Annotated in this window: 23 protein-coding genes, 1 tRNA gene and 1 riboswitch; of the genes, 6 read left to right on the forward strand and 18 right to left on the reverse strand. The window is 61.2% G+C overall.

The annotated features are described in order from the left end of the window. Positions 1 to 16: 16 nt before the first annotated feature. Together CXQ82_RS07320 and CXQ82_RS07325 are read right to left on the reverse strand one after the other, a co-directional pair. Positions 17 to 199 carry a type II toxin-antitoxin system HicA family toxin gene (locus tag CXQ82_RS07320; protein WP_101267513.1) on the reverse strand — a complete coding sequence of 61 codons (183 nt, stop codon included), beginning with the start codon at positions 197 to 199 and terminating at the stop codon, positions 17 to 19. A 168-nt stretch (positions 200 to 367) separates the two neighbouring features. Continuing rightward, positions 368 to 1,261, reverse strand: a complete 894-nt coding sequence (locus tag CXQ82_RS07325) for a LysR family transcriptional regulator (protein ID WP_101267515.1) — start codon at positions 1,259 to 1,261, stop codon at positions 368 to 370. A 95-nt stretch (positions 1,262 to 1,356) separates the two neighbouring features. Here CXQ82_RS07325 and CXQ82_RS07330 point away from each other — a divergent pair, with 95 nt between their 5' ends. Continuing rightward, positions 1,357 to 2,520 (forward strand): MFS transporter, encoded by a 1,164-nt coding sequence (locus tag CXQ82_RS07330; protein ID WP_101267517.1) that lies wholly within the window; start codon positions 1,357 to 1,359, stop codon positions 2,518 to 2,520. Then, positions 2,517 to 3,707, forward strand: a complete 1,191-nt coding sequence (locus CXQ82_RS07335) for an MFS transporter (protein ID WP_101267519.1) — start codon at positions 2,517 to 2,519, stop codon at positions 3,705 to 3,707. The genes CXQ82_RS07330 and CXQ82_RS07335 overlap by 4 nt, the downstream gene beginning before the upstream one ends. Here CXQ82_RS07335 and CXQ82_RS07340 read toward each other — a convergent pair. From CXQ82_RS07340 to CXQ82_RS07415, 15 genes are all read right to left on the reverse strand, one after another. Next, positions 3,700 to 4,008, reverse strand: coding sequence for an addiction module antidote protein (locus CXQ82_RS07340; protein WP_101267521.1), 309 nt, complete (start codon positions 4,006 to 4,008; stop codon positions 3,700 to 3,702). The two genes, CXQ82_RS07335 and CXQ82_RS07340, sit on opposite strands and share 8 nt — an antisense overlap. Positions 4,009 to 4,010: 2 nt before the next feature. Next, on the reverse strand, positions 4,011 to 4,304 hold the full coding sequence (locus CXQ82_RS07345; RefSeq protein ID WP_101267523.1) for a type II toxin-antitoxin system RelE/ParE family toxin: 294 nt from the start codon (positions 4,302 to 4,304) through the stop codon (positions 4,011 to 4,013). 201 nt (positions 4,305 to 4,505) lie between these two features. Beyond that, a complete protein-coding gene (locus CXQ82_RS07350; RefSeq protein WP_101267525.1) occupies positions 4,506 to 4,811 on the reverse strand; it encodes a DUF6482 family protein in 306 nt (101 codons plus the stop codon). Positions 4,812 to 4,833: 22 nt separating this feature from the next. Continuing rightward, on the reverse strand, positions 4,834 to 5,358 hold the full coding sequence (locus CXQ82_RS07355) for a DUF3833 domain-containing protein (protein WP_101267526.1): 525 nt from the start codon (positions 5,356 to 5,358) through the stop codon (positions 4,834 to 4,836). A 221-nt stretch (positions 5,359 to 5,579) separates the two neighbouring features. Beyond that, positions 5,580 to 5,653: transfer RNA gene (locus CXQ82_RS07360), tRNA-Gly, on the reverse strand. 174 nt (positions 5,654 to 5,827) lie between these two features. Next, positions 5,828 to 6,712 carry an alpha/beta fold hydrolase gene (locus CXQ82_RS07365; RefSeq protein WP_101267528.1) on the reverse strand — a complete coding sequence of 295 codons (885 nt, stop codon included), beginning with the start codon at positions 6,710 to 6,712 and terminating at the stop codon, positions 5,828 to 5,830. A 304-nt stretch (positions 6,713 to 7,016) separates the two neighbouring features. After that, on the reverse strand, positions 7,017 to 7,709 hold the full coding sequence (locus tag CXQ82_RS07370; RefSeq protein WP_101267530.1) for a pseudouridine synthase: 693 nt from the start codon (positions 7,707 to 7,709) through the stop codon (positions 7,017 to 7,019). Continuing rightward, complete coding sequence (locus CXQ82_RS07375; RefSeq protein WP_101267532.1) at positions 7,699 to 7,911, reverse strand: cysteine-rich CWC family protein; 213 nt, start codon at positions 7,909 to 7,911, stop codon at positions 7,699 to 7,701. The genes CXQ82_RS07370 and CXQ82_RS07375 overlap by 11 nt, the downstream gene beginning before the upstream one ends. A 44-nt stretch (positions 7,912 to 7,955) precedes the next feature. Continuing rightward, a complete protein-coding gene (gene uca / locus CXQ82_RS07380; protein ID WP_101273732.1) occupies positions 7,956 to 11,579 on the reverse strand; it encodes an urea carboxylase in 3,624 nt (1,207 codons plus the stop codon). A gap of 257 nt (positions 11,580 to 11,836) precedes the next feature. After that, entirely contained in the window at positions 11,837 to 12,466 is a 630-nt protein-coding gene (locus CXQ82_RS07385) for an urea amidolyase associated protein UAAP2 (RefSeq protein WP_101267533.1), read from the reverse strand. A gap of 9 nt (positions 12,467 to 12,475) precedes the next feature. Next, complete coding sequence (locus tag CXQ82_RS07390; protein WP_101267535.1) at positions 12,476 to 13,201, reverse strand: urea amidolyase associated protein UAAP1; 726 nt, start codon at positions 13,199 to 13,201, stop codon at positions 12,476 to 12,478. Continuing rightward, complete coding sequence (locus tag CXQ82_RS07395; protein ID WP_101267537.1) at positions 13,198 to 13,962, reverse strand: ABC transporter ATP-binding protein; 765 nt, start codon at positions 13,960 to 13,962, stop codon at positions 13,198 to 13,200. The genes CXQ82_RS07390 and CXQ82_RS07395 overlap by 4 nt, the downstream gene beginning before the upstream one ends. Next, positions 13,959 to 14,774 (reverse strand): ABC transporter permease, encoded by an 816-nt coding sequence (locus CXQ82_RS07400; protein ID WP_101267538.1) that lies wholly within the window; start codon positions 14,772 to 14,774, stop codon positions 13,959 to 13,961. The genes CXQ82_RS07395 and CXQ82_RS07400 overlap by 4 nt, the downstream gene beginning before the upstream one ends. 12 nt (positions 14,775 to 14,786) lie before the next feature. Beyond that, complete coding sequence (locus tag CXQ82_RS07405; protein ID WP_101267539.1) at positions 14,787 to 15,854, reverse strand: putative urea ABC transporter substrate-binding protein; 1,068 nt, start codon at positions 15,852 to 15,854, stop codon at positions 14,787 to 14,789. A 59-nt stretch (positions 15,855 to 15,913) separates the two neighbouring features. Next, a riboswitch (guanidine-I (ykkC/yxkD leader) is annotated at positions 15,914 to 16,015 on the reverse strand. 158 nt (positions 16,016 to 16,173) lie between these two features. Then, entirely contained in the window at positions 16,174 to 17,796 is a 1,623-nt protein-coding gene (locus CXQ82_RS07415; protein WP_101267541.1) for a methyl-accepting chemotaxis protein, read from the reverse strand. Positions 17,797 to 18,114: 318 nt separating this feature from the next. Between CXQ82_RS07415 and CXQ82_RS31555 the strand changes: the two genes are divergently transcribed. Then, positions 18,115 to 18,486 (forward strand): hypothetical protein, encoded by a 372-nt coding sequence (locus tag CXQ82_RS31555; protein WP_101267543.1) that lies wholly within the window; start codon positions 18,115 to 18,117, stop codon positions 18,484 to 18,486. A 55-nt stretch (positions 18,487 to 18,541) separates the two neighbouring features. Here CXQ82_RS31555 and CXQ82_RS07425 read toward each other — a convergent pair whose 3' ends face one another. Beyond that, positions 18,542 to 19,654 (reverse strand): enoyl-CoA hydratase/isomerase family protein, encoded by a 1,113-nt coding sequence (locus CXQ82_RS07425; protein WP_101267545.1) that lies wholly within the window; start codon positions 19,652 to 19,654, stop codon positions 18,542 to 18,544. A gap of 136 nt (positions 19,655 to 19,790) precedes the next feature. Between CXQ82_RS07425 and ung the strand changes: the two genes are divergently transcribed. The 3 genes from ung (at position 19,791) to CXQ82_RS07440 (ending at position 24,978) form a co-directional block, all read left to right on the forward strand. Further along, a complete protein-coding gene (ung, locus tag CXQ82_RS07430) occupies positions 19,791 to 20,483 on the forward strand; it encodes a uracil-DNA glycosylase (protein ID WP_101267547.1) in 693 nt (230 codons plus the stop codon). Positions 20,484 to 20,714: 231 nt separating this feature from the next. Further along, positions 20,715 to 22,736: a hypothetical protein gene (locus CXQ82_RS07435; protein WP_101267549.1), complete on the forward strand. Its 2,022-nt coding sequence runs from the start codon at positions 20,715 to 20,717 to the stop codon at positions 22,734 to 22,736. 304 nt (positions 22,737 to 23,040) lie between these two features. Next, on the forward strand, positions 23,041 to 24,978 hold the full coding sequence (locus tag CXQ82_RS07440) for a hypothetical protein (protein WP_101267551.1): 1,938 nt from the start codon (positions 23,041 to 23,043) through the stop codon (positions 24,976 to 24,978). Positions 24,979 to 25,121: the final 143 nt, after the last annotated feature.

Below are 25,121 nucleotides of genomic sequence, written 5' to 3' on the forward strand. Positions count from 1 at the left end.
TGTCCTCCACGGACGATTAACTCAGCAGAGCCTGTTTCAAAATGCTCTTGGCGGTCTTGTCCAACAGGTCTTTCCTTGGATGGGGGATCGTCACCAGCCCCGGTTTTGTCGGGTGCTTGAAGTGGTGGTGGCTGCCCCTGATGCGCACCAGGTACCAGCCGTCCGCAACGATATGTCCAATCAAATATCGGCTATCCACATCACCTCCTTGTGGTGTGTGTTGGTGGTGACTATAACCACTGAAATTATTTTATCAACACTCTACCTACCAATGGCCGATGGTCGGCATTTCGGTAGGCGTTAAATGGAGTGTATGACTGAGCAGGAACGCTGCCCGGAAGAGGTATTGCGAGGTTTTGCGAATGCGTTAACGGGGGTGTAACACGTCGCCAATAACGGCGAGAAAGGCGTCAACCAATGCGCTGTGGCGTCGCGCCGGGGTCAGCACCAACAACTGCGCACACGCATCCACCTCCACCAGCGGCCGGTACGTAACACCCTTGTTCATCAAGCTCCGGGTGCACGCGGGCACCAACGCTACGCCTTGCCCGGCCGCCACCAGCGCGATGATCGAAGTGATCTGCCGACCGGTCGGCCCAGGCCTTAAGGGTACGCCGTGGTGGCGGTACAGCTGCTCGATGGAGCGGTTGAGCCCCGAGCCGTAGTCGGCGGGAAACAGGATCAAGGGGTAGGCGCTCAACTGCGCCAGGTTCACCTCAGCCTGGCGCGCCAGCGGGCTGTCGCTGGACAGCGCGGCCACGAGTCTCTCCTCACCCAGCGACAAGGCCTTTACCTCATCGTCTTGCGGTAACAGCCGGCTCAGGCCGATATCCAGGCGCCCATCCGCGACCTGCGCGCCGAGGCTGCCGGAGGCGCATTCCACCAGGGTCAACTGCACATCGGGAAAGCGCTGGGCGAAGGCCTGGATTGCTTGGCTGAACAGGTCCGACAGGGCAATCGAACTGACATACCCCAGTGCCAGTTGCCCGGCGGTTCCGGCGGCCAGCTTGCCGGCGATCACCTGCGCCAGCTCCACCTGCTCCAGCACCCCACGGGCGTAGGGCAAAAACGCCCGACCCTGGGCGGTGAGGGTCACGGTGCGGCTGGTGCGATCGAACAGCTTGAAACCCAACTCTGCTTCCAGCGCGGAAATTTGCCGGGTCAAGGGGGGCTGGGCCAGGTGCAGGCGCAGGGCGGCACGGCCGAAGTGCAGTTCTTCGGCGACCGTCAGAAAGTAACGCAGCTTGCGTAGGTCGAGCATCCTGGTCCTTGGGTATTGATCGGTCGCAAATCGGTATTGGTTCACGACCCATCGGCCATTCTATAAAGACCTTTCAAAATAAGACGAGAGGTTTCATGAAACTGCGCCTGCATTGTGCCCGCCTTGCCCTGTTCCTGTGTGGCTGTGCGGCGTTTCTTAACCTGTATGCGACCCAGAGCATTCTGCAGACGTTTGCGGCGCAGTTTCAGATCAGCGCGAAGGATGCAGGTTGGAGCATCACCGTCACCACCCTGGCCGTGGCGATCACCGCGCCGTTTGTCAGTCGCGTTACCGGGCGTTTCCAGCAGCGCACAGTGATTAGCGTGGCTGCGCTGCTGCTGGCGGTGCCGGCCCTGATGACCGCTTATGCCACCAGCTTTGCCGAAGTGCTGGCGTGGCGGTTCGTTGAAGGCATGTTGATACCCGCGGTGTTTGCCACCAGCGTGGCCTATATCGGCGATCGCTGGCGGGGTGGCACGGTCACCGAGGTGACCAGCCTGTATGTCGCGGGCACGGTGCTGGGCGGTTTCGCCGGACGCTTTGTCACTGGGGTTATGACCGAGTATGTCGGCTGGCGCGAAGCCTTTGAGCTGCTGGCGGTATTGAGCTTGATGGTCGGTGGGTTTATCCAGTTCCTGTTGCCGGCCAATCGACCACGCGCGGTGCAGATCGAAGCGCCTTCATCGGGCATTTTCCGCAAACCGCTGCTGGCCGCGTACGCCGTAGGTTTTTGCGTGTTGTTTTCCCAGGTCGCGGCGTTTACCTACGCAGGTCTTTACCTTGGCCTACCGCCGTTCAACCTCGGGCCTGCCGCCTTGGGTACGCTTTACATGGTGTTCCTGTTGGCCTTGGTCGTGATTCCGATCGCTGGTCGGCTCAGCAAAGCCCGACCGCATGCCGAATTGCTAACCGTCGCCGCCGTGCTCGGCGTGAGCGGCTCGGCCCTGACGTTGCTGCCGTCCCTGTGGTGCATCGTGGCGGGCCTGGCGCTGAGTTCTACCGGCGTGTTCCTGGCCCAGGCGGCCGCCAATGCTTTCACCACGGCCAATGCTGGCGACAACAAGGCGGGCGCGGTGGGGGTTTATCTCACCTGCTACTACTTGGGTGGCAGTTGCGGGGCTGTCGTCCCGGCGCTGATCTGGGAGCGCTGGGGTTGGGCCGGCTGCGTGATGCTGATTATCGGTTTCCAATTGCTGACCCTGTTGATCGCCTTGACCGGCTGGAAATCCCCCAAGCCTGAGTTGGTTCCTACACCATGAACGACACTGTCGCTGTGCCTACGCCTGAAATCCCCACACGCCGGCGCGCCTTGTTCGCCGGTTGCAGCGCCCATGCAGTGCATGATGGCCTTACCGATGTGATCTATGTGTTGCTGCCTATCTGGCAGGCTCAGTTCGGCTTGTCCTACGCCCAGATCGGCCTTTTACGGGGTGCCTATTCCGGGATGATGGCCGTGTTCCAACTGCTGGCCAGCCGCGCCGCCCGGCGTTGGGGCCGCACGCCGATGCTGGTCGGCGGTACTGCGCTGGCCGGTGTTGCGTACCTGTTGGTGGGGCAGGCGACCGGGCTGAGCCTGTTGCTGATAGCACTGCTGCTCGGCGGCCTAGGCGCCAGCACCCAACACCCGCTGGCGTCCTCGATGATCACCGATGCCTATGAGGACGGAGGTGGGGTCAAGCAGGCGTTGTCCCAATACAACTTCTCGGGCGACATCGGCAAAACCCTGATTCCCGGCCTGGTCGGACTGCTGCTCAGCGTGATCAGCTGGCGGGCCAGCGCCACGCTGCTGGGGCTGCTCGGCCTGGCAGCGGCGGGGCTGCTGTGGTGGTTAATTCCTACGCAATCATCTGAATCCGCTTTGACAAAAAAGGCCAAGCCCCGCAGTGGAAACGGCTCCGCCACCGGCCTGCGCGCCCTGATTCTTACCGGCACCCTCGACAGTGCGGTGCGCATGGGCTTCCTCACCTTCCTGCCCTTTTTGCTCCAGGCCAAAGGCGCGGGTACTGCCGGCATCGGCCTGGCCTTGACCCTGCTGTTTATCGGCGGCGCATTCGGCAAACTGCTCTGCGGCTACCTGGGTGCTCGCATCGGCATGATGAAAACCGTCTGGATCACCGAAACCAGCACCGCACTGCTGATCGTCGCGGCGGTGTACCTGCCCCTCACCGGGTTGATGGTGATGCTGCCGGTGTTGGGTTTGGCGCTGAATGGCACCTCCTCGGTGCTGTACGGCGCCGTGCCGGACCTGGCTGGAGCGGGCAAGCGCGAGCAGGCGTTTGCGCTGTTCTACACCGGCACGATTGGCGGCGGCGCGTTGGCACCGGTGGTGTTTGGTGGGGTGGGAGATGCGCTGGGCGTGCCGGTGGCGATGATGGTGTTGGCGGGGGTGTTGTTGGTGACGTTGCCGTTGGCGTGGGTGGTGGAGCGGAGTTGCACGCTTAGATAATTGACTGGTTCGCGACATGACCTGCCCGGGCAAATAGATCAATGCCGAGGGAGTGAAGTACCTTGAGCACTGTTTCAAAACGAGGCTTTGCACCCGGAGAAAATGCCTTGTAAAGACTTTCACGGCCCATGCCTGTATCGGTGGCGAGCTTTGTCATCCCTCGGGCTTTGGCCACATAACCGAGCGCCCGGAGAAACTCCTCATTGTCGCCGTCGGCCAAAACCTGAGAAAGGTATTCGCTGATGGCCTCGTCACTGTCGAGCAACTCGGCCATGTCAAATGTGGTTAATGTTTGAACCATGATCAGATCTCCTTTGCTAATTTTCTTGCTCGTCGGATATCGGCGTCTTGCGAGGATTTGTCGCCGCCTGCCAGCAATAAGACGATCTTTCTGCCGCGTAGGGTGAAGTAAACCCGGTAACCCAAGCCGACATCTATCCGCATTTCTGAAATGCCTTCGCCGAGCGTTTTGAAATCCCCCAGGTTGCCCATGCTGGCTCTTTCAATACGTCGACCCACTGCGATCTTTGCTCGCAGGTCGCGTATGGCTGAATGCCATTGAGTGAAGGTTTGCGTTTGCTGAATCGAATAGCTCACAGGGCCTCACACAGACTTACTGTATCCACATGGATACGGATTAGCAATAGGGATGACTGACAGCAAGGTGGGGGAGAATGCTGCGAGCACGCGTCGGTTTCAAACGCTTTTAAGGGTTTTCCTATTGCTAGATCTTGCAGTCGAAGGCGAGGCCTGAGAGTGGCTTTTTAATCTTGCGACGCTACCAAAATATACAGCCCCTTACAGGCTCGACGTCAACGAAAACGGAATGCGTAACGCACCGATAGGCCCTTCTCGCACGCCGCACATTTCATCGTGGACGCAGTGCTGCACCAGCACGCAGGGAAACGGCGGCACCCGCTGCAACAGGTCGCGCAGATGGGTAGTGGAGCCGATGCGCAATGGCTTGCCAGCATCATTCATCAGCGTCTTCTGGCCGTGGCCCAGGTTGATGCGCGCCAGGTAGAAACCGCCTTCCAGCGACAGCAACTCCAGTTCACGTACCTCGCCTTTTTCGGCCAGCTCAGTCAGCGTTTGCAGATTCATGCATCACCTCGCTTTGGCTCGTTCATTGGCGACGAAAGAACAGCGTGACCTGGCCCCACTCCACGCCGAACTTGGACATGCTCGAACGATTGATCATCGTGTCCTCATCCATCAGGTACATCCAGTCGTCAAAACTGACTTCGTACACCGAGCCATCCACCGGCAGGTTGAGTCGGTAGCGCCAACGCAGCGCATTCCCCGCCACTTCGCCGATTGCCTCGCCCACCACATCCCCAGCCCGCCCGCGCCAGCGTCCCGGGCCGTCCGGCGTCAGCGTCCATACGCGTTGCTGGCGCGTGCCGTCGCTGTACAGGAAGCGTTCGTCGAGGATCAACGCGTCGCCTGCTTGCCGGCTGGCAATCGTCACCTCAAAGCGCTTGGCGACCTCGCCCGAGCGTTTCTGGAAGATGCCCCAGGCTTTCACAGGCTTGCTGAAGAAGCGCTTGAGGTCCAACTGCGGTTGCTGGTCGGCGTAGTGCTCGACCTGCACATTGCTGCAACTGGCCAAGCTCAATGCCAGTAACAGTGAAACCAGTAGACGGATCATGGCCTGGCTCTTCGATTGGGCGAGGCGACACGCCACCGCTCGAAGCTTGATACTTGTACAGAAAAATTAATTTGTACAGGTTTTTGGTCGCTTCATTATTTGAAGTGGGGCGCTTTAGCAGGCTTTTCCTGAATCCCGCGCATAAAAAAACCGGCCATCAAGGACCGGTTTTTTTATGCATCCCCCGTCACGACCAAGCTGACGCAGGAGCAAAATTTGAGTGGAGCGGGTAGAGGGAATCGAACCCTCGTCGGAAGCTTGGGAAGCTACTGTTCTACCATTAAACTATACCCGCTCAGAGCGGCTGACTTTGTACCAGATGTTCGCCGGGATTTGAAGTTTTTCTTCTAAAAATGTGCAGGTCTGGCGAGGGAGCTTGCTCGCGCTGGAGTGCTAAGCGCTCCTGAATGAGTGGGGCTGCTTCGCACCCCAGCGCAAGCAAGCTTGCTCGCCACAGTAAGCCTGCGGTTCAAATCGCAAACGCATGCTGTGTCTGGCCTTGGTGATAACGCAATCGGCTGGCCTGGCGCTGCGGTTTCAGAAAGCCCACCACTGCCTCTTTGCTGTCCCGGCATGCCGCCTTGTGTTCCATATCCAGAAAATGCCCGGTCGCCTGGATGGTGCTGAAGCTGCTGTTGGGCACGTATTGGCCGAACTGCCGGGCATCCTGGGCGCTGGTGTATTCGTCCCATTCGCCGTTAAGGAACAGCACTGGCACGTCGATCTGGCGCGCGGCCTTGAGGTAGCACAGCCGGTCGCTGTTGAGCACTTGGCTGATGTGAAAGTGCATCTGCCCGTATTCGTGCTCGGCCAGGCTGCTCACGTGTTTGTAGTTGAAACGCTTGAACAGCGACGGCAGGTGTTTGCCGATAGTGCTGTTGACCAGGTGGCCGACGCGGTCCCGGTCGAGGTTGCCGAGGTAGTCGACGCCGCGTTCGAGGTAGTCGCGCATCGGCGCGTTGATCACCGGGGAGAACGAGCTGATCACGGCCTTTTCCACGCGGCGGGGGCGGTGGGCCAGGGCGACCAGGGTGGCTGCGCCGCCCCAGGAAAATGACAGCACGTGCTCGGCGGCGAAGTGGTCGATCAGTTCCAGAAGGATCTGGCCTTCGACTTCCTTCGTGAGCATCTGCTCATGACGGTTATGGATTTTGGAGCGACCGGCGTAGGGCTGGTCGTACAAAACCACGTTGAATTGCGGGTACAGGCTTTTCACGGTCTGGGCGAAGGAGGCCGTGGTGGCCATGGAGCCATTGACCAGGATGATGGTCTTGTCCGCAGCGTCCGCGCGATAGAACTCCGTGTAAACCCGATACTGACCCTGTATATCCAACACAGCGATTTCTGGCCTCATGTCGTAAGACTCCTGGCAAGCGGGTAGGGCGCGCAGATCACTCTGCACGAGCTTTGTGACAGGTAGGCATACGCCTGAAAGATGAAGGCCCATGTCGGTCCGATGACGGCTGGCCGACGGGTGTTGTTATGGCGGGCAATTTGCCTGGAGGACCCGTGGATAAGGCGCGGGCGGGGCAAAGTGTTTCTTGGAGGTTATAGGCGACTCGCCAGTCATATTTAAACTGGTGAGCTTGATTCAAGCACAGACTGGGGATGTCGCAAGGGACAGAAATGGGTTTTTGCCATCACCGGCCGAACGGTCGTCAGACCTGTTGGATTTCGTTGTAGGTCAGTGCCCGGTATTCACCCGGCGCCAGCGTCAAATCCAACTCAAGCGGCCCCATGCGTTCGCGGTGCAAGCCGAGCACCTTATTGTTGAAGTGCCCGAACATGCGCTTCACCTGGTGATAGCGGCCTTCGATGATGCTCAAGCGCGCCAGGCGCGGGCCCAGCAGTTGCAGCTCGGCCGGTTGGGTGGTCAGGTCTTCAAACGCGAAATACAGGCCCGTGGCAAAGGTCGCCGCGTACTCGGGGCCGATCTCCTGTTCGGTCTCCACGCGATAGACCTTGGGCAGTTTGGTGGTCGGTTGCGTCAGGCGCCGCGACCACTGGCCATCGTTGGTGATCAGCATCAGCCCGGTGGTGTTGAAATCCAGGCGGCCGGCGATATGCAGCTCGCCTTTATCCGGCTCATCCAGCAAGTCCAGCACGGTCGGGTGTTGCGGGTCCGAGGTGGCGCTCACGCAACCCTGGGGTTTGTGCAGCATGAAATACCGCGCCGGTTTGCCGGCTTGCAGCACGTCACCGTCTACGCATACACGGCTGAACTCACGCACCTCATGGTGCGGGTCGCTGACCGCCACGCCGTCGACCGTCACCCGGCGCTCAACCAACAACATGCGAACTTGCTGACGGTTGAAACGCGGCAGGTTGCTGAGGAAACGATCAACGCGCATCGCGGTTACGCAACTGTTCGTCCACCTGGGCGCAACGCGGGCACAGGCAGGCCTTGTTGCGCAGCGCATCCGGCAGCGCTTCAAGCACCGCCGGGTCGATGGTGACGCTGTAGCACCAGCAGGCCTGGCCTGCGGTGCGTGGGTCGGCCAGGGTGCAGTCGTTGCGGGCGCCGCAGGCAGGGCAAAGGGTGGGTGTGGTCATGGGTCGTGCAGGGCCTTGGAAGTCCCTGCACGATACAGCGCCGGTCAGTCCCGTTCCAGCACCACAACCCGCTGCCCGGCGCCGATGCCGCTTCCCGGCTGCACGGGAATCTCGCGCACCACGCCGGCAAAGGGTGCCAGCACTGGGATTTCCATTTTCATCGACTCCAGAATCACCAGCACATCGCCCGCCGCCACGCGTTCACCGGCGGCCACCTGGACCTGCCAGAGGTTGCCGGCGATATGGCTGTCGATGCTGTACTCGTTGGCCTGCAGCGGCGTGTCTGCGCCCAGTGGCGCCGCCAGCTCTTCGCTGTCGAAGTGCGCTTGGCCGCTGGCGATCCAGCGTTCGCGCTCGGCGTTGAAGGCGTGCTGCTGGTGCTCGCGGAAGGCGTTGATGCCTGAGGCTTCCCGCGCCAGAAAGGCCTGGTAGTCCGCCAGGTTCAGCACGCTGTCTTCGATGTTCAGTTCGAAGCGCCCCAGAGGGAAGTCCCGACGAATCTGCAGCAGCTCGTCGCTGCTCACCGGGTAGAACCGGATCTGGTCGAAGAAGCGCAGCAACCACGGCTTGCCCTCAAACGCGGCGACGTCCCGATAGCGGTTCCACATCTGCAAGGTGCGCCCCACGAATTGATAGCCGCCGGGTCCTTCCATGCCATACACGCAGAGGTAGGCGCCACCAATGCCCACCGAGTTTTCGGCGGTCCAGGTGCGGGCCGGGTTGTATTTGGTGGTGACCAGGCGATGGCGCGGGTCCAGCGGCGTGGCCACCGGGGCGCCGAGGTAGACGTCGCCCAGGCCCATCACCAGGTAGCTGGCATCGAACACCGTGTGGCGCACTGCGTCGAGGTTGGCCAGGTCGTTGATACGGCGAATGAACTCCAGGTTGCTCGGGCACCAGGGCGCGTCCTTGCGCACGGTGGTCATGTATTTGTCGATGGCCAGCTGGCACGCCGGGTCATCCCAGGACAGCGGCAAGTGCACAATGCGCGACGGCACTTGCAGGTTTTGCCGGGCGCACACGGCGGCCCAGTCGTCGGTGATCAGCGCCAGCAGGTCGGCCAGGGGCAGTTGCTCGGGTTGGTAGTGGATCTGCAGCGAGCGGATGCCCGGGGTCAGGTCGATTACCCCATGCAGCGCGCGGGTTTCGAGGGCTTGCATCAGGGCGTGGCCACGAAAGCGCAGCACCAGGTCCAGCTCGGGGGCGCCGATTTCCAGCAGCAGGTGGGTGTCGCCGGCGAGGCGCGCGACCAGGCGGGTGTCGGCGTGGCCGATGTCCAATACCACAGGCGACGCGGTCAAATGTGGGAGTGGGCTCTCCCGCGATGGCCTCACCTCGGTCTGGCTGTCGGACCGCGTCGCCTGCATCGCGGGCAAGCCCGGCTCCCCCACTTGATCCCATTTCAGGGCCAGGTCGCGGGCGGTTTTGAGGTCGATGGGTTCGAAGCGGAGTTTGTCCCCGGCCTTGAGCTGCCCCAACTGCCACAGGTCCGCCTCGATCACTGTGACCGGGCACACGAACCCGCCCAGGCTTGGCCCGTCCGGGCCAAGGATCACCGGCATATCCCCGGTAAAATCCACCGCGCCGATGGCATAGGGGTTGTCGTGGATGTTCGACGGGTGCAGCCCGGCTTCACCGCCGTCGGTGCGCGCCCACACGGGCTTGGGCCCGATCAGCCGCACGCCGGTGCGGCTGGAGTTGAAGTGCACTTCCCACTGCGTGGCGAAAAAGGTGTCGATGTACTCGGGCTTGAAGTATTCCGGCGCGCCATGGGGACCGTAGATCACGCGCAGGGTGCGGGTCTGCGCCAGCGCTTCGGCGACCATTGCTTGTCCTGCGCGCATGTCTTCCAGGGGCAACAAATGCAACACATCACCGGCGCGCAAAGCCCGCCCACCATGGCCACCGAACTGGCCGAGGGTGAAGGTACTTTTGCTCCCCAGATAATCCGGCACTTGCAGCCCGCCACGCAGGCAAAGGTAGCTGCGTGCGCCTGCCCCCGCGATTGTGCCCAGGCTCAATGTGGCCCCGGCAGGGATTAGCAGCGCCGTGTTCATCGGCACCGGCTGGTCATTCAACAGCAGTGGGATCTGTGCACCGGTCACCGCGACCACCGCCGCACAATTGAAGCGCAGCAGTGGACCACTCATGGTGATTTCCAGCGCGGCGGCACCCTCGTTATTGCCCAGCAGGCGATTGCCCAATCGCAGCGCGCGGCTGTCCATCGGCCCCGACGGCGGCACACCCACGGCCCAGTAACCCAGGCGGCCGGGGTAGTCCTGCACACTGGTTTGCGTACCGGCGCTGAGCACTTCGAACGTCTCGGCGACGTAGACCAGGTCTTCCAGGCAACGCGTCCACGGCCGGCCACTGGCGAAAGGGGCCGCGAGGAGGATCTGGCGCAGGTAATCGCGGTTGGTTTCCACGCCGTAGAGCTGGCTGCCACTCAAGGCATGATGCAGATCCAGGCGCGCCTGTTCGCGGGTTGGCGCCCATGTGATGAGCTTGGCGATCATCGGGTCGAAGTACGGTGGGATCTCACAACCGGCCTCCACCCAGGTGTCGATGCGCAGGCCGTCGGCGCGGGGGAAGTCCACGCGGGTCAACAGCCCAGGGCTGGGCTGGAAATCCCGGCCGGGATCCTCCGCATACAACCGGGCCTGAATCGCATGGCCCTGGGGTTTCAAATCCAGGCTGTGCAACGGTGGCATTTCCCCCGCTGCCAGTTGCACCATCCAGCGCACCAGGTCCACGCCCCACACTTGTTCGGTCACGCCGTGTTCCACTTGCAGGCGCGTGTTCACTTCGAGGAAATAGAAGCGGCCGTCGGTGCTGTCGAAGATAAATTCCACGGTGCCGGCGCTGCGATAATTCACCGCCTTGGCCAGGGTGATCGCCGCCGCGCACAGGGCCTCGGCCATGCCGTCGGGCAGGTTTGGCGCGGGGGTTTCTTCGAGGACTTTCTGGTTGCGCCGCTGTACGGAACAGTCGCGCACACCGAGGGCGATGACTGCTCCCGCGCCATCGCCGAACACCTGCACTTCCAGGTGACGCGCATGCTCGATGTATTTCTCGATAAACACACCGGCATCACTGAAGTTGTTCTGCCCCAGGCGCTTGACCGCCTCGAAACTCTCACTTAACTCCACCGCGTTGCGGCACACACGCATGCCGATACCGCCACCGCCGGCGGTGCTTTTGAGCATCACCGGGTAGCCCACACGGTCGGCGGCGAGCAGGGCGGCATCGAGGCCGTCGAGCAGCTCGGTGCCTTCCAGCAAGGGGATCTGATGGCTCTTGGCCAACGCCCGCGCGGTGTGCTTTAGGCCGAATACGCGCAGCTGCTCAGGCGTTGGCCCGACAAAAGCGATACCGGCGTTTTCACAGGCTTCGGCAAAGGCCGCGTTTTCCGACAGGAAGCCGTAGCCGGGGTGGATCGCCTTGGCGCCACAGGCCTTGGCGATGGCGAGGATTTTTTCCACTGCCAGGTAAGTACCGGCCGCCGCGCCTTCCCCCAGGCTATAGGCCTCGTCGGCTTGTTGGATATGCAGGCTGGCGGCATCGGCTTCGGCGTACACGGCGATGCCCTTGACCTGAAGCTCGCGCAGGGTACGCAGGATGCGACAGGCGATGGCGCCACGGTTGGCGATGAGCAGTTTTTCAAACATGGCAAAACCCTGCGGGTCGTCCCGCAAAGTGAGGTACACGCCAGGGTCGTCCATGGCGCAAGTCTCGGGAGTTGATGGAGATCCCTTGTGGGAGGGGGCTTGCCCCCGATAGCGGTGGTTCAGTAAAAATATGTGTAACTGACCCGCCGCCATCGGGGGCAAGCCCCCTCCCACATTTGATCTTCATCGTTTTCGCAGGCACTGCCCGGCGCGGGACTGGCACAGGGCGAACAACCACTCACGCAACCGCTTCATTTTCAGTTCCATACCAACACCTCCGCCGGAGTGGGGTTGTAGCCATTACACGGGTTGTTCAACTGCGGGCAGTTGGAGATCAACACGATCACGTCCATTTCCGCGCGCAGTTCGACGTATTTGCCGGGGGCGCTGATGCCGTCTTCGAAGGTCAGCCCGCCGTCGGCCGTGACCGGTACATTCATGAAGAAATTGATGTTCGGCCCGATGTCGCTTTTACCCAGCCGGCCGTCGTGGGCACAGGCGCGCAGGTAGTTGTCGCGGCAGCTGTGCATGTAGCGTTTTTCCAGGGCGTAGCGCACGGTGTTGCTCTCTTGGGCGCAGGCGCCGCCGAGGGTGTCGTGGTTGCCGCAGGTGTCGTCGACGATGGTCAGCAGCGGCCGGCCGAGGTTGGAATACAGCACGCTGCCGGTGCCCAGGTACACGCGGTTCTGCCGGCGCAGAGTGCGCTGCACGTCGTAACGTTCCTTGGGGTTCTCAGCGCTGTAGAACAGCGTATCCACCGCCTGGTTGCCCTCCAGGTCGAGGATGCGCAGGGTCTGGCCGGCCTTGACCTCCATCAGCCACGGCTCGCCGGCGGGGATGGTGGCGCGGTACACGGCCGCGTCCGGTTGTTTGGTTGCGATAGACATGGCAGCTCCTCAGGCGAACAGACGGTCGGTGTTGATAAAGCCGCGCTCGTTTTCCGGGCGCGAGGTGCGGCAGTGTTCGGCGACGCTTTTGTCGGCGTTCATCCAGCTGAGTTTCAGCGGCTGCGGCGCGTACTCGGGGTTGGGGTCCATCGGGTGTTGCAGGGCGGTGAGCACCACCAGGGTGTCCATCGGCGCGTAGAGTTCGATGTAGTCGCCGGCCTTGGAATTGCCGGGCACAAAGTGCAGACCACCGTCGTTATCGACGTTGGCTCGGCTGAACAGGTTGAGAGTCATCAGCAGGTCGGACAGGCCCAGGCCCCACTTGCCCAATTCCACCAGCAGGTTGTCGGTGCCGTTGCGGTAGAAGCCGTTGCGCAGTTCCTGATAGCGGCCCTGGCCGTATTTTTCGGCGACCTCGGCGGCGCACAGCACGCCGCCGATGCTGTCACTCCAGCCGCAGGTGTCGGCGCTGATCGCGGCCAGCACGCGGCCCATGTCCGAGTACAGGCAGTGGCCACGGGTGAGCTTGGCGGTGTGTTGGCATTTGAGGCTGTCGGGCAGGTTCAGGCGCTCGGTTTTTTCGTTGGCGTTGAGCAGGGTCAGGCTGACATTCGCACCGCCACGGATGTCGGTGAGGCGCAGCAGTTGGCCGCGCTTGAGCACGAACGAACGGTGGCCGCCGCCGGGCAGCATTTCTTCGGCGAAGGGCGGGAACAGTTGGCTGGAATCGGTCATTTGGAAGTGGCTCCAAGTTCGGCGGCGAGCGCTTTGCGGCGCTCGCTGTTCAAAGGGATGTCGTAGGTAATGCGGGCGCCATAGGCACCGGGGGCGTGGGGGTCGACGCGAACCTTGTCGAATACCAGCAGGCGTGTACCGAGGCTGAAGCCTTCGCTCAGGTCGTGGGTGACCATGAACACCGTCAGGCGGGTTTCGCGCCACAGCTCCAGCAGCAACTGGTGCATGTCTTTGCGAATGCCCGGGTCGAGGGCGCCGAAGGGTTCATCCAGCAGCAACACGCGGGGCTGCATGATCAAGGCCTGGGCGATGGCCAGGCGCTGTTGCATACCGCCGGAGAGCTGCGCGGGGTACTTGCCAAGGGCATGGCCGAGGCCGACTTTGTGCAGCAACGCGGCGGCCTGTTCACGGGCGTCCTTTTTGGCCTGGCCAAACAGTCGGCCGAGCAGGCGTGAGCGCGGCAGCTCAAGGCCGAGGACGACGTTATCCAGCACGCTCAAATGCGCGAATACCGAGTAGCGCTGGAACACCACGCCACGGCTGGCATCCGGCTCGGCGGCCAGCGGTTGGCCGTCGAGCAGGATCGTGCCTTTGCTCGCGGTTTCCTGGCCCAGCAACAGGCGCAGGAAGGTCGACTTGCCACACCCGGAGGTGCCCACCAGCGTGCAGAATTCACCCTCGGCCACCTGCAGGTTGAGGCCCTCCAGCACCACTTGGTCGCCATAGCGCTGCCACACATTATTGACGCTGATAAAACTCATGCCCGCGCTCCTTCGTACCAAGGGAACGCACGTCGGGTCAGGGCCTTGAGGCCCCAGTCCATCAGCCAGGCGAGCAGCGTGATCCACACCACGTAAGGCACAATCACGTCCATCGCCAGGTAGCGGCGTACCAGGAAAATCCGGTAGCCCAGGCCGTCGGTGGAGGCGATGGCTTCGGCGGCAATCAAAAACAACCACGCCGAGCCCAGCATCAGCCGCAGGGAGATCAGCAGGCGCGGCAGCAATTGCGGGAGTACCACGCGCAACACCAGGGTCCAGGTGGAGGCACCGAGGGTCTGCGCCTTTACCAGCAACTCGACCGGGATTTCCCGTGCGCGCTGCTCCAGGTCGCGCGCCAGGGCCGGGGTGATGCCGATGACGATCAGCATCACCTTGGACAATTCCCCAAGGCCGAACACGATGAACAGAATCGGCAGGATCGCCAGCGGCGGCACCATCGACAGCACCGTCAGCAGCGGTGACAACGGCGCGCCAAACAGCGGCAGTGTGCCGGCGGCAATCCCCAGGCACAGGCCGGCGAGGGCGCTGATACCGAGGCCGATGGCCAGGCGGCGCAGGCTCGACGCGCTGTCTTGCCACAGCACGAATTCACCGGTACGGCTGTCGGCGCTGAACGCCAGGCGCTTTACGGCGTCGCCCATTTGCATGGCGCTGGGCAGCAGCTTGTCGTTGGGGTTGTCTGCCAGGCGCTCGGCCGAGCCCACGAAGTAGGCGAACAGCAGCAACGCGAACGGCAGCAGCACCAACAGCAGGCGGCTGGAGCGTTCCGGGTGACGGTTGATCAGGCGCATGGCCAGGTCCTCTTACAGCTTGCCGTCGGCGGCCATCTGCACGTAGCTGGGGTCGAAATGCAGCTTGAGGTTGGCGGTGTCGCCGCTGGTCACGCCATTGGCGAAGCTCATGCCCACGGCGCTGGTGTCCTTGGCACCTTCGCCCAGCAGGCCGTGTTCAAACGAGAACTCGGCGACCTTGCGCATGGTGGCCGGCAACTGCGCGCTGGTGGCGAAGGCCAGGGCTTCCTGGGGCGTGGCGAACAGCTTGGTGGTGTCCAGTTGCGACTGGAAGCCCTTGAGGTCGGTGCCGGAGGCCTTGGCCATATGTTCCAGGGCCTCGGTGCTGGCGGCGCCCTTGGCGTTCATCAAGGCAACCACTTCGAACCAGGCGCCGGTAAGCGCTTTGCCCAGCTTGGGGTTGTCCTTGAGGGTCTGGGTGTTGACCACCATCATGTCCATGATCTCGCCGGGCACTTTGCTCGAATCGAACACTTCGGTGACGCCGGGCTTGGCCTTGATCTCCGAGAGCATCGGGTTCCAGGTGGTGACGGCCTGCACCTGGTCGGTGTTGAAGGCGGCGGCGATGTCGGCATCGGAGGTGTTGACCACCTTGAGGTCTTTTTCGCTGAGGTCGGCGGACTCCAGCGCGCGGGCCAGCAGGTAGTGGGACACCGAGAGTTCGACCAGGTTGACGTTCATGCCCTTGAGGTCGGCCACGGTCTTGCCGGTGCCTTTGATGACCACGCCATCGTTGCCGTTGGAGAAGTCGCTGACCACCAGCGCAGTGCTGTCCACGCCACCGGCGGCGGGGATGGTCAGGGCATCCATGTTGGTCATGGTGCAGCCGTCGAACTGGCCGGCGGTGTATTGGTTGATGGATTCGACGTAGTCATTGAGCTGCACCATGTCGATGGTGATGCCGTACTTCTTGGCCCACTTGTCGAGGATGCCTTGGCTGCCGGCGTACTCCCACGGCATCCAGCCGGCGTAAATGGTCCAGCACACACTGAAGTGCTCTTTAGGGGCGGCCTGGGTCTGGAAGCTCAGCACGGCGGCGAACGCGGCGGCGAGCAGGGCGGGTAAACGGATGGAAGGCATAGGGCTTCTCCAGTTGAACGTGGGCGAGCAGGAGCAACGCGGCACCGTAAACGGTGGCTGTCTCCCGGGCTTTTATCCCGCCGTGTAACCTCAACTGGAGGTCGCCGACTCTCGGACCAGCCACTCGCTTTTCGCGAGCCGGAACCCTAGTCGGCCATTGCAAATTGTGGTGCCGCGAACCTGTAATGAATCCTGCACGGGGAGAGGCAAAGCGAGAGTCGTGCCAACTGGGCCAGAGGCCCGGTTTACGGCCGGGCATGGCAGGGAAGGGCAGTAGATGTGCGCCAAGCGGGTGCGCCGGCGCACTGCAATGAGGCGGTTACAACTGGAACTTGCTGACCAGCACGTTGAACGACGTGGCCAGGCGCGACAGGTCCTGGCTGGAAGCGTTGGTCTGGTGCGCGCCGGCGGCGGTCTGGGTGGACAGGTCCTGGATGTTGAGCAGGTTGCGATCCACTTCGCGGGCCACCTGGGCCTGTTCTTCGGAGGCCGAGGCAATCACCAGGTTGCGCTCGTTGATCTTCGCCACGCTGGCGGTGATGCGTTCCAGTGCTTCGCCGGCGCTTTGCGCCAGGGTCTGAGTGTTGTTGGCCCAAGTGAGGCTTTTGTTCATGGCGGCCACGGCGTCATCGGCGCCGACCTGTACTTCGCCGATCATTTTTTCGATGTCGACCGTGGACGTCTGGGTGCGATGGGCCAGCGCGCGTACTTCATCGGCCACCACTGCAAACCCGCGGCCTTGCTCACCTGCACGGGCGGCCTCGATGGCGGCGTTGAGGGCCAGCAGGTTGGTCTGGTCGGCGATGCCGCGGATCACATCGATCACCTTGCCGATCTCGCGCACCTGGCCGGCCAGGTCGGCGACCGATTGGGTCGAGTCGTTGATTTCGCCGACCATCGAACGCATGCCGGACACCGCCTGTTCCACCTGCTGGCGGCCGTCTTCGGCTTCGGTGGTGGCCTGGCGTGAAGCTTCGGAGGTCGATACGGCGTTGCTGGCCACTTCATCCACCGCCGCGGTCATCTGGTTGACGGCAGTCGCGGCTTGTTGGATTTCGTCGTTCTGGCGGGTCAGGCCACGGCTGCTTTCGTCGGTAACTGCGCTGAGTTCTTCGGCGGCCGAGGCGAGTTGGTCGGCGGCATTGGCGATTTCCACCAGGGTGCTTTTCAGGCCGCCCTGCATGTCGGCCAGGGCCATCAGCAAGTGCCCGGCTTCGTCGGTGCGGTCGGTGACGATGGCTTGGGTCAGGTCGCCCTTGGCAATGCGTTGGGCACTCTCGACCGCTTGGGCGATGGGGCGGGTGATCAGGCGGGTGATCAGCACGCCAATGATGAGGGCAATGATGAAGGCCAGCACAATGCCGCTGATCATCCAGGTCAACGCGCTGCTGCGCAGGTCGTCGGCGGCGACGGCGCCTTCCTGGATCTGGCGGTTGTTGGAGTCGATCATCACGCGGATCAGCTCGCGGGCCTGGCGGAACAGCTCATTGTTGGTGCTGTTGAGCTGCGCGCGCGCCTGTTCGAGTTGGCCGCCGTTCATCATTGCGATGATGCGTTCGGAGTTGCCGATGTAGTTGGGCCAGATCTGGTCGAGCTTGTCGCCGGCTGCCCGTTCGTCGTCTTCCAGCGGCGTGGCGCGGTAGGTGGCGTAGGCGCTCTGGCTGCGTTTGAGTTCGTTGGCGATGTCTTGGCTTACGCGGTCGCGGTCCTGGGCCGAGACGTCACCCTTGCTGGCATCCAGCAAGCGGTACAGACCACGGTTGTGGGCGACCAGGCCATTGAGGGTGGCGGCGGTGTTGCTGACCGAAACCAGGTTGTTGGAGAAGGTGAGTTCCAATGCGCTGGAAAGCCGCACGACGCTTTTGATGCCCAGCAGGCCAACCCCGAGGGTGACCAGCGCGCAGAGTAAAAATGAAAGCAGCAGCTTGGTTGAAATTTTCATGGCTCGAATCCGGCGATATTAGCGGGGGACGTACGCTAGAGCCTCCCTGGCTTTGTGCGATGTCATAGTGACATCATCGCAATCGCCAAGGTTCCGAGCCAGATAAATTTACTGAATCGATAAAGTAACTCGATAGTGAAATGCTATGCCAGCGTGCAACCCGCAAGGGCGTATCAGCGCGGCTACGTTGATGTATCAAGTTGTTACCAAAACGCACCAGATGCGCTTTTTGATGTCCGATACTGTGTCATCCGGCGCAAGCTGGGTGCCGCCCTCCCGCGTCGCTGGAGGTGCTCTTCCGCGGTCCAGGAGGCCGCCATGTATCGACGACTGCTGCTCAGCGCTTTACTCGGTCTAACCCTTTCTGCCTGTGTGCCCTACTACGATGGAGGCCAGAGCTACTATCGATCCGAGGTCTACACCGCGCCGGCGCCGGCGTACTACTACGGCGGGGGCACGTACTACTCGGCGCCACGTTATTACGCACCGGCTCCGCGCTATTACGCCCCCGCACCGCGCTACTACTCGGCGCCGAGGTACTACCAGCCGGCTCCGCGCTACTACCCTTCGGGGCCAAGGGCGGGTTACCGGCCCTACCCGAACCAAGGTTGGGGTGACCATGGAGGTGGACGCAATGGCGGGCATGGTCGTGGTGGAGACCATGGCGGCGGCCGCGGTGGTCACCGGTAACATGCCTTGAATGCAAACGGCGCAGGAAGCGCCGTTTTTTGTGGGCGAAAACTAATTAGTAATCAGATAAATCCGCCAATGGATGGCGGCCCTCCCAGGCCTTGTGGAAGTGCGCCTGCACCACCGCCTCCGGCACCGTATTGATGTCCGGCCAATGCCAGTGGGGTGTCTGGTCCTTGTCGATCAACCGCGCACGCACCCCTTCGCTGAACTCCGGATGCCGGCAGCAATTGAGGCTCAGGGTGTATTCCATCTGAAACACCTGGGCCAGGGACAAGTGGCGCGCGCGCTGGAGCTGTTCCCACACCAGGTGCGCGGTCAGCGGGCAGCCTTCGCTCAGGGTCTTGCCGGCGCGGCTCAACAGCGGGTCGGCGTGGTCGCGCAAGGGGCTCAAGGCGCGCCAGGCACTGCGTGCATCCGCCACGTCCAGCCACGCGTCGATCTGCGCACGGCGTGGTAGCCATTGGGCTTCGGGTTGCTGGTCGACGGCTTCCTGGGCCAGCGCCTTGAGCAGGCTGTTGAGTTGCATCGGGGTTTGTTCCTGCCAGTTCAACTGCAGCAGGCCATCGAGCAGTTCGTCCTGTTGATCGTCACGCAGGAAACGATCGGCCAGGCCCAGGTCCAACGCATCCCGCCCGTTGATGTGGGCGCCGGTGAGGCCGAGGAACAACCCCAGCTTGCCCGGCAGGCGCGACAGGAACCAACTGGCGCCCACATCCGGGTACAGGCCGATGCTGATTTCGGGCATGGCCAACCGGCTGCTCGGCGTGACGATACGCACCGCTGCGCTTTGCAGCAGGCCCATGCCGCCACCCAGCACATAGCCATGGCCCCAGCAGATCAGTGGTTTGGGGTAGGTGTGCAGGCGATAGTCGAGGCGATATTCCGCGGCAAAAAACTCTGCGGCCAGGGCGGGCACCACACCGGGTTGTTCGCGGCAGGCCATGGCCAGGCTGCGCACCTCGCCACCGGCGCAAAACGCCTTGGGCCCGTTGCCACGCAGCAGCACGCAGACGATGTTGGGGTCTTTGGCCCAGGCGTCCAGGCGCTCGCCCAGGGCCAGGATCATCGGTAAGGAGAGGGCATTGAGGGACTTTTCAGCGTCCAGGCTGGCGATGCCGATGCGGGCACCGTCGCTGCCGGTCAGCTCTTCGAAGTGCAGGTTCATCATGACCTCAATCGAGAAAGTGAAGGATCAGTATGATCGGTTCATAGGAAAGTGCCGATGCTGTGTTAGATCAATTGACAAGCGGGGTGGGCTTTCCTAGGGTTCGCCTCATTCATTTCTACAAGACAGTTCAACTATGACCGAAGGCGACCGTATCAAACTCGAACCCAGCTGGAAACACGCCCTGCGGGATGAGTTCGAGCAGCCCTACATGACCCAATTGCGCGAGTTCCTGCGCCAGGAGCATGCCGCCGGCAAGGAGATCTACCCGCCTGGCCCGCTGATTTTCAATGCGCTCAATTCAACGCCGTTGGACAAGGTCAAGGTGGTGATCCTCGGCCAGGACCCCTACCACGGCCCCGGCCAGGCCCATGGCCTGTGCTTCTCGGTACAACCGGGCGTGCCGGCGCCGCCGTCGCTGGTCAATATCTATAAAGAGCTCAAGCGCGACTTGAACATCGACATCCCCAACCACGGCTACCTGCAAAGCTGGGCCGACCAGGGCGTGCTGATGCTCAACACCACGATGACCGTGGAACGCGCCAACGCCAATGCCCACGCTGGCAAGGGCTGGCAGTTCTTTACCGATCGGATTATCGAAGTGGTCAGCGAGCATCAGCCGCACCTGGTGTTTTTGCTGTGGGGCGCCCATGCGCAGGGCAAGCAGAAGCTGATTGATGCCACCAAGCACCTGGTGCTGACGTCGGTGCATCCTTCGCCGTTGTCGGCGTATCGCGGGTTCCTGGGTTGCGGGCATTTCAGCCGTACCAACAAGTTTTTGCAGCAAAGTGGCGAGACGCCGATTAATTGGGCGCTACCGTCGGTCTGACATTTTCCCTGTGGTGCAAAACCGCCTCGGCCGCCTGAACACACTGCCGGGGCGGGCTTTTATCCTCCGCCATCCCTCGCTGGCAGCGCATGCAGTACAGCCCTACCTGTTAATTCTGACAGTATCCATCGGGCGTTTTTACCCCTTAACTAGTTGCCTGGCCTCGTCACGTGGGTGAGCACCCTTCGGTGGTCCACGGCCGGCAATGATCGCTTGTTAAGGAGAGTGGAAATGTTCAACAAAAGACCATCGGCCACGCCCGCAGAAGGTGCTGGCCAAACTAACCTGAGGGCTCTGGCTCCGCCTGAGGTACCGCCACCTTATGCGTTGCCGCTGCTGAGTGACGAGTCAGCGTACACCATCCCGCGCTCGGCCCAGGCGGCAGATTTACCGGTCGACGTGACGGTGTTGTGGGGCGGTGTCGGCGGCCTGTTCCCGGGGGAGACCACCTACGTATACTTTTACTGGGATAACGAATTGACCCCCTCCGATACCCAGATGATCACCGCACCTTATGGTGCTTCAGACTTGCCGGTCACAGGCTATATACCCCAGATCAAACTCAGCGTGCCCGGTTTGCACCTGCTGCGCTATGAGGTCGAATTGGTGCTGGGGAGCACTGTCGAGCCGTCCGCTCCGATTCTGATCAATCTCGATAAAGAGGCTCCGAATCAGGGCCAGCGCGGTACGCCGCTGATTTTTCCTGCAGAAATAGTGCGCGACGGAGTGACTGACGCATACCTGGCCAGCCACGGAGACAGGGTGGTGGCCGAGGTCCAGCCCTGGCCCGATATTCGTCTCGAGGACCGTGTTGACGGTTACTTGTTGTTGCTGCCGTTTCGCGATAGACGACTGCTGCGCAATCGTTTGGTGAATAAGGTCGCCACGCTCACCATCGATGCATCACATAAGGCTGGCGCGCCGATCGAGTTGGTCTTCGAAGGCGCTGCACTGCGCGCCCATCCAAACGGCAATTACGATGCCCACTATTACTTGACCGACCGCGGCGGTAACGAGGGCCCACGGTCGATCACTGCGAACTTGCTGATTGATCTCACCCCCACACCATCAATTCTGCCGCCTGTAGACATGCCGCAGTTGGTGAACGGCCGGATCGACCTCGAAGACGCCCGCGCGCCAGGTGGCGTCTATATGAATATATTGGAAATGGTCGGCTGGGCCGACGGTGACGTGCTGCAGCCGTTCTGGAACCTGATCCCACTTGCCTCGATCACCCTCACGACAGGGCAAACCTGGCCAATCCGCGTCAACATCGACTATCTAACCCTGGCCCGTGGTGGCGCCGAATTCATTCCGGCTGTGATCAGGGCTTACTACACCTGGCAGCGGGGCTCGAGCCCGGCGATTGATTCAGACCCGCGTTTTGTACCTGTGGACCTGACCGTCGCCGGCCCCGTGAGCCCGGCTAACCCGAACCCGATCAACCGTTTGCTGGATCAGGTTACGGTCAAGGGTGTGAACGGCGATAACCTTCTGACCATCGATGATCAGAACCAGCCCGCCCGTGTGGTACTGCCGCTTTACAACAACCCTGTGGTCGATCAAGTGTTGGAGTTGAGGTGGGGCGACCCGGGTGTGCTTGCCGACACCTATACCGTACAACCCGGGGATCGCGCGGGTGACGAAATCGAGTTTTTTGTGCCCTGGGCGCTGATCGAGTCAACGCCGGGCAGCCCTGTGCCCACCTTCTACTGGACGTTTAACGGGGTCAATCGCCAGCGCTCGATAGAGACGCGGGTGACGGTCAATATTGTGAAGATCATCGGCTTGCTGCCGCCTGAATTTCCTGATGTGCATTACGGGCCCGGGCCAGGGTCAGGTTTTATCAACTGCGATTTGCGGCCTTGGGACGGCGGGGTCAGGGTCAGGATTCCCGGAGATCGCAGCCGCCTGGACGGGGGCGATGAAGTGCGGATGTTCTGGGCCAGTTATCGAAATACCAACGGTGCCGACAGCGGCCTTATTGTGGGTACGGAGCTGACGTTGAGCCATACCCTCACGCAGAGTGAGGCTGAGAACGGCTATGTATTCCGGGTGCCATTTACCCCCTACATAAGGTTGCCGGGGCTGGTTACGCCGCCTGCTGGGCAAACCGATCCGCGCAACGGTTCTGGGGTAGTGCAATACCAGGTAGTCAAGCCGGCAGGCGGGGGGATGGGTGATTCCGAAAGGGTGTTGGTCGCTATCTCGCTGATTCGGCCCAATTTACCGCCGTGCGTTGCGGATGACTGAAACGCGGGTGCAGCCCAGCAAACGGCGGAAGGGCGCAATGCCCTTCCGCTGCGGGGGGCGGGCATCTTTACCGCCTTACCTGCCTGTGAACCAATAGTACTGACGCGCATTTTTTGTATTTTGCAACCTGTCAAGTTTCACAGTTACGCCATCGGGCGAAAGCTTGTTAAATGAACCTGTCGTCATTGTTAGACAGCCGAGTAGTGGTCCCCCAGCACTGGCGAGTGGAGGTTAATCGTTAATCACTGTTCTGGGACGTCATGCCTGTCCTGGAGCTCGTCGCCACTGCAAGGAGTTTATGGTCATGACAAAGTACTCACGTCAGCCGAAAGGCCGCCCAGCCGACACGCAAAAAGCCGCTGGTGCCACGCAAGTCCAGCCAGCACCGGCTTTACCTCCCATCATTCATACACTACCCGATGATGCAGCTGATCCTGATCAAAACAATCTGGTGAGCGCTGATCAGCAGATAAACGGGCTGCCGGTCACGATTCCACTCTGGCCAAATGCGACCCCGTTTCTGGGGGAATCTGATGAGTTGATTATGTATATTGATGATATCCCCGTCTCTTTAACAAGCGTTCCTGGCCCTGTTGTTGGTAGCCAGGACATTACGGTGAATACGCCTAGCCTCAGAGTCCACGGTAGGAAGATCTTCAAGTATTCAGTGAGGCTCCATGGGGCGATTGATCAGGCCTTTTCGGACCCGACTTCTATATTTGTCGACACCCACGACCCGAACAACGAGTTCACCCCCAGCGCACTTTTGCTGCCTGTCGATTTGCCTTCCAACGGTGTGACACCGGAGTACTTGGCAGCAAACGGCGGGGTGACCTTCACCTTGCCACGGCCCTCTGATGCAAGGGGTGGTGATAGGTACAAGGTTTTTTATGGTGTAAATGACTCTGATGGCAAGGAAGGGGCGGCATTGGTCCCTGGGCCGACTCTTGTTACGTACACCACTGCTGAGATCCTAGGTTTTGGCGAGGGCTCTTTCCTGCTGAGATATCAGTACATCGACCGGGCGGGTAACGATACCGATCTCTCGATAGGGCGCAACCTTCCGGTGACTTTTAACCCCGCGCCCGCAGTTAGCGCACCAGTGGTTGTGCAGGGGCCGACAGTGGATAGGCAAGAGGCACGTGACGGTGTAGTGGTGAGAGTAGATAGTATCACCAACCATTTGCCCGACGATTTCTTGGCCGCCACTTGGGCGGGGAGACGCTTCTACCATCAGCGCCTGGGTACCTCGCCGACGATGCCCATGAACCTCTTCCCGCAATACGAGGATATCGCAGCTGGCGGAGAGTTCTACCCCGGGACGGTCTTGCTTGCTGTGGAGCGTGGTATCGAAAGCTATCCTTCCCCCCCTACCACTGTGAACGTCGATTTGACCGTGCCGGGGGGGCCTATCGTCGGCCCTGGTCCCATTGATATCACCCTGGTGCTGCCGGAAGTGATTGGCGATTCGGCAGTGCCGAACAGCTTGGTTGCGCTCGACCTGGCTGGCGAAATTCATGCCACTTTTCTAATGTATGCTGGTCATGCCACTGATGAAGTCATCGATCTGTATTACGGTACAGGTACGGGCACTCTTGTGGCCACCTATACGGTGCAGTCGACTGATAGCGACACCACTGTGGTGGACCTGATGATTCCTGTCGACGAGGTAGAAGCCTACGGTAATGGTGATATCCCCTGCTGGTACCGAGTGAGTAATGCGGTTAACTATAAACAATCGCAGCCGCAGACTGTTCGGGTAGAGGCCTTTGCCTTGGGTAAGTTGAGCGATCCGGAATTTGCCCGTCTGAACATCTTTGGGCGGATCGATTGCCCGGAGACACCGTGGTTGGGAGTGCCCATCAGAGTGTTCGACCCGCTTTTACTCAAGGAAGGCGACCTCGTGACTATCACCGCGGTGAACTATGCCTATACCGGTCCTAATCCTAGTCCAACTCCACCCGCTGTGATCGACAGTGAAGTGAACACCGATCCTATCCCGATTGGACCGGAAGAAGTGGCCAACGGTTTTACCCATAACTTTATGCTGCCTTATTTTTATGGGGACGCTATTGATTTAACTAAGAACGTGGGATGGGTCGAGGTGACTTGGACCCTTTTTCGCCCCTCGCCGATACCGATGCGAGGTACTTCCGACCCAGTCCATGTAATCTGGAGTGTGCGTAGCGGCTCCTCCGTGGGGCACTGTGTCCCCATTACTTTGGGCGGTTCGCTGGTTTAACCCATTGCGCGGAATTTTCCGATCGGAGTAGTCCAAAAGTCCCCTTCAAATAGGGGACTTTTTACCCGAGCACTGAGGATTAGTCCTACATAAAAATTCCATTGTGCTCTCTAGTCTTTGCCCTCGTAGGAAACGGCAGCCTA

Source organism: Pseudomonas sp. S09G 359, assembly GCF_002843605.1.
GTDB lineage: Bacteria > Pseudomonadota > Gammaproteobacteria > Pseudomonadales > Pseudomonadaceae > Aquipseudomonas.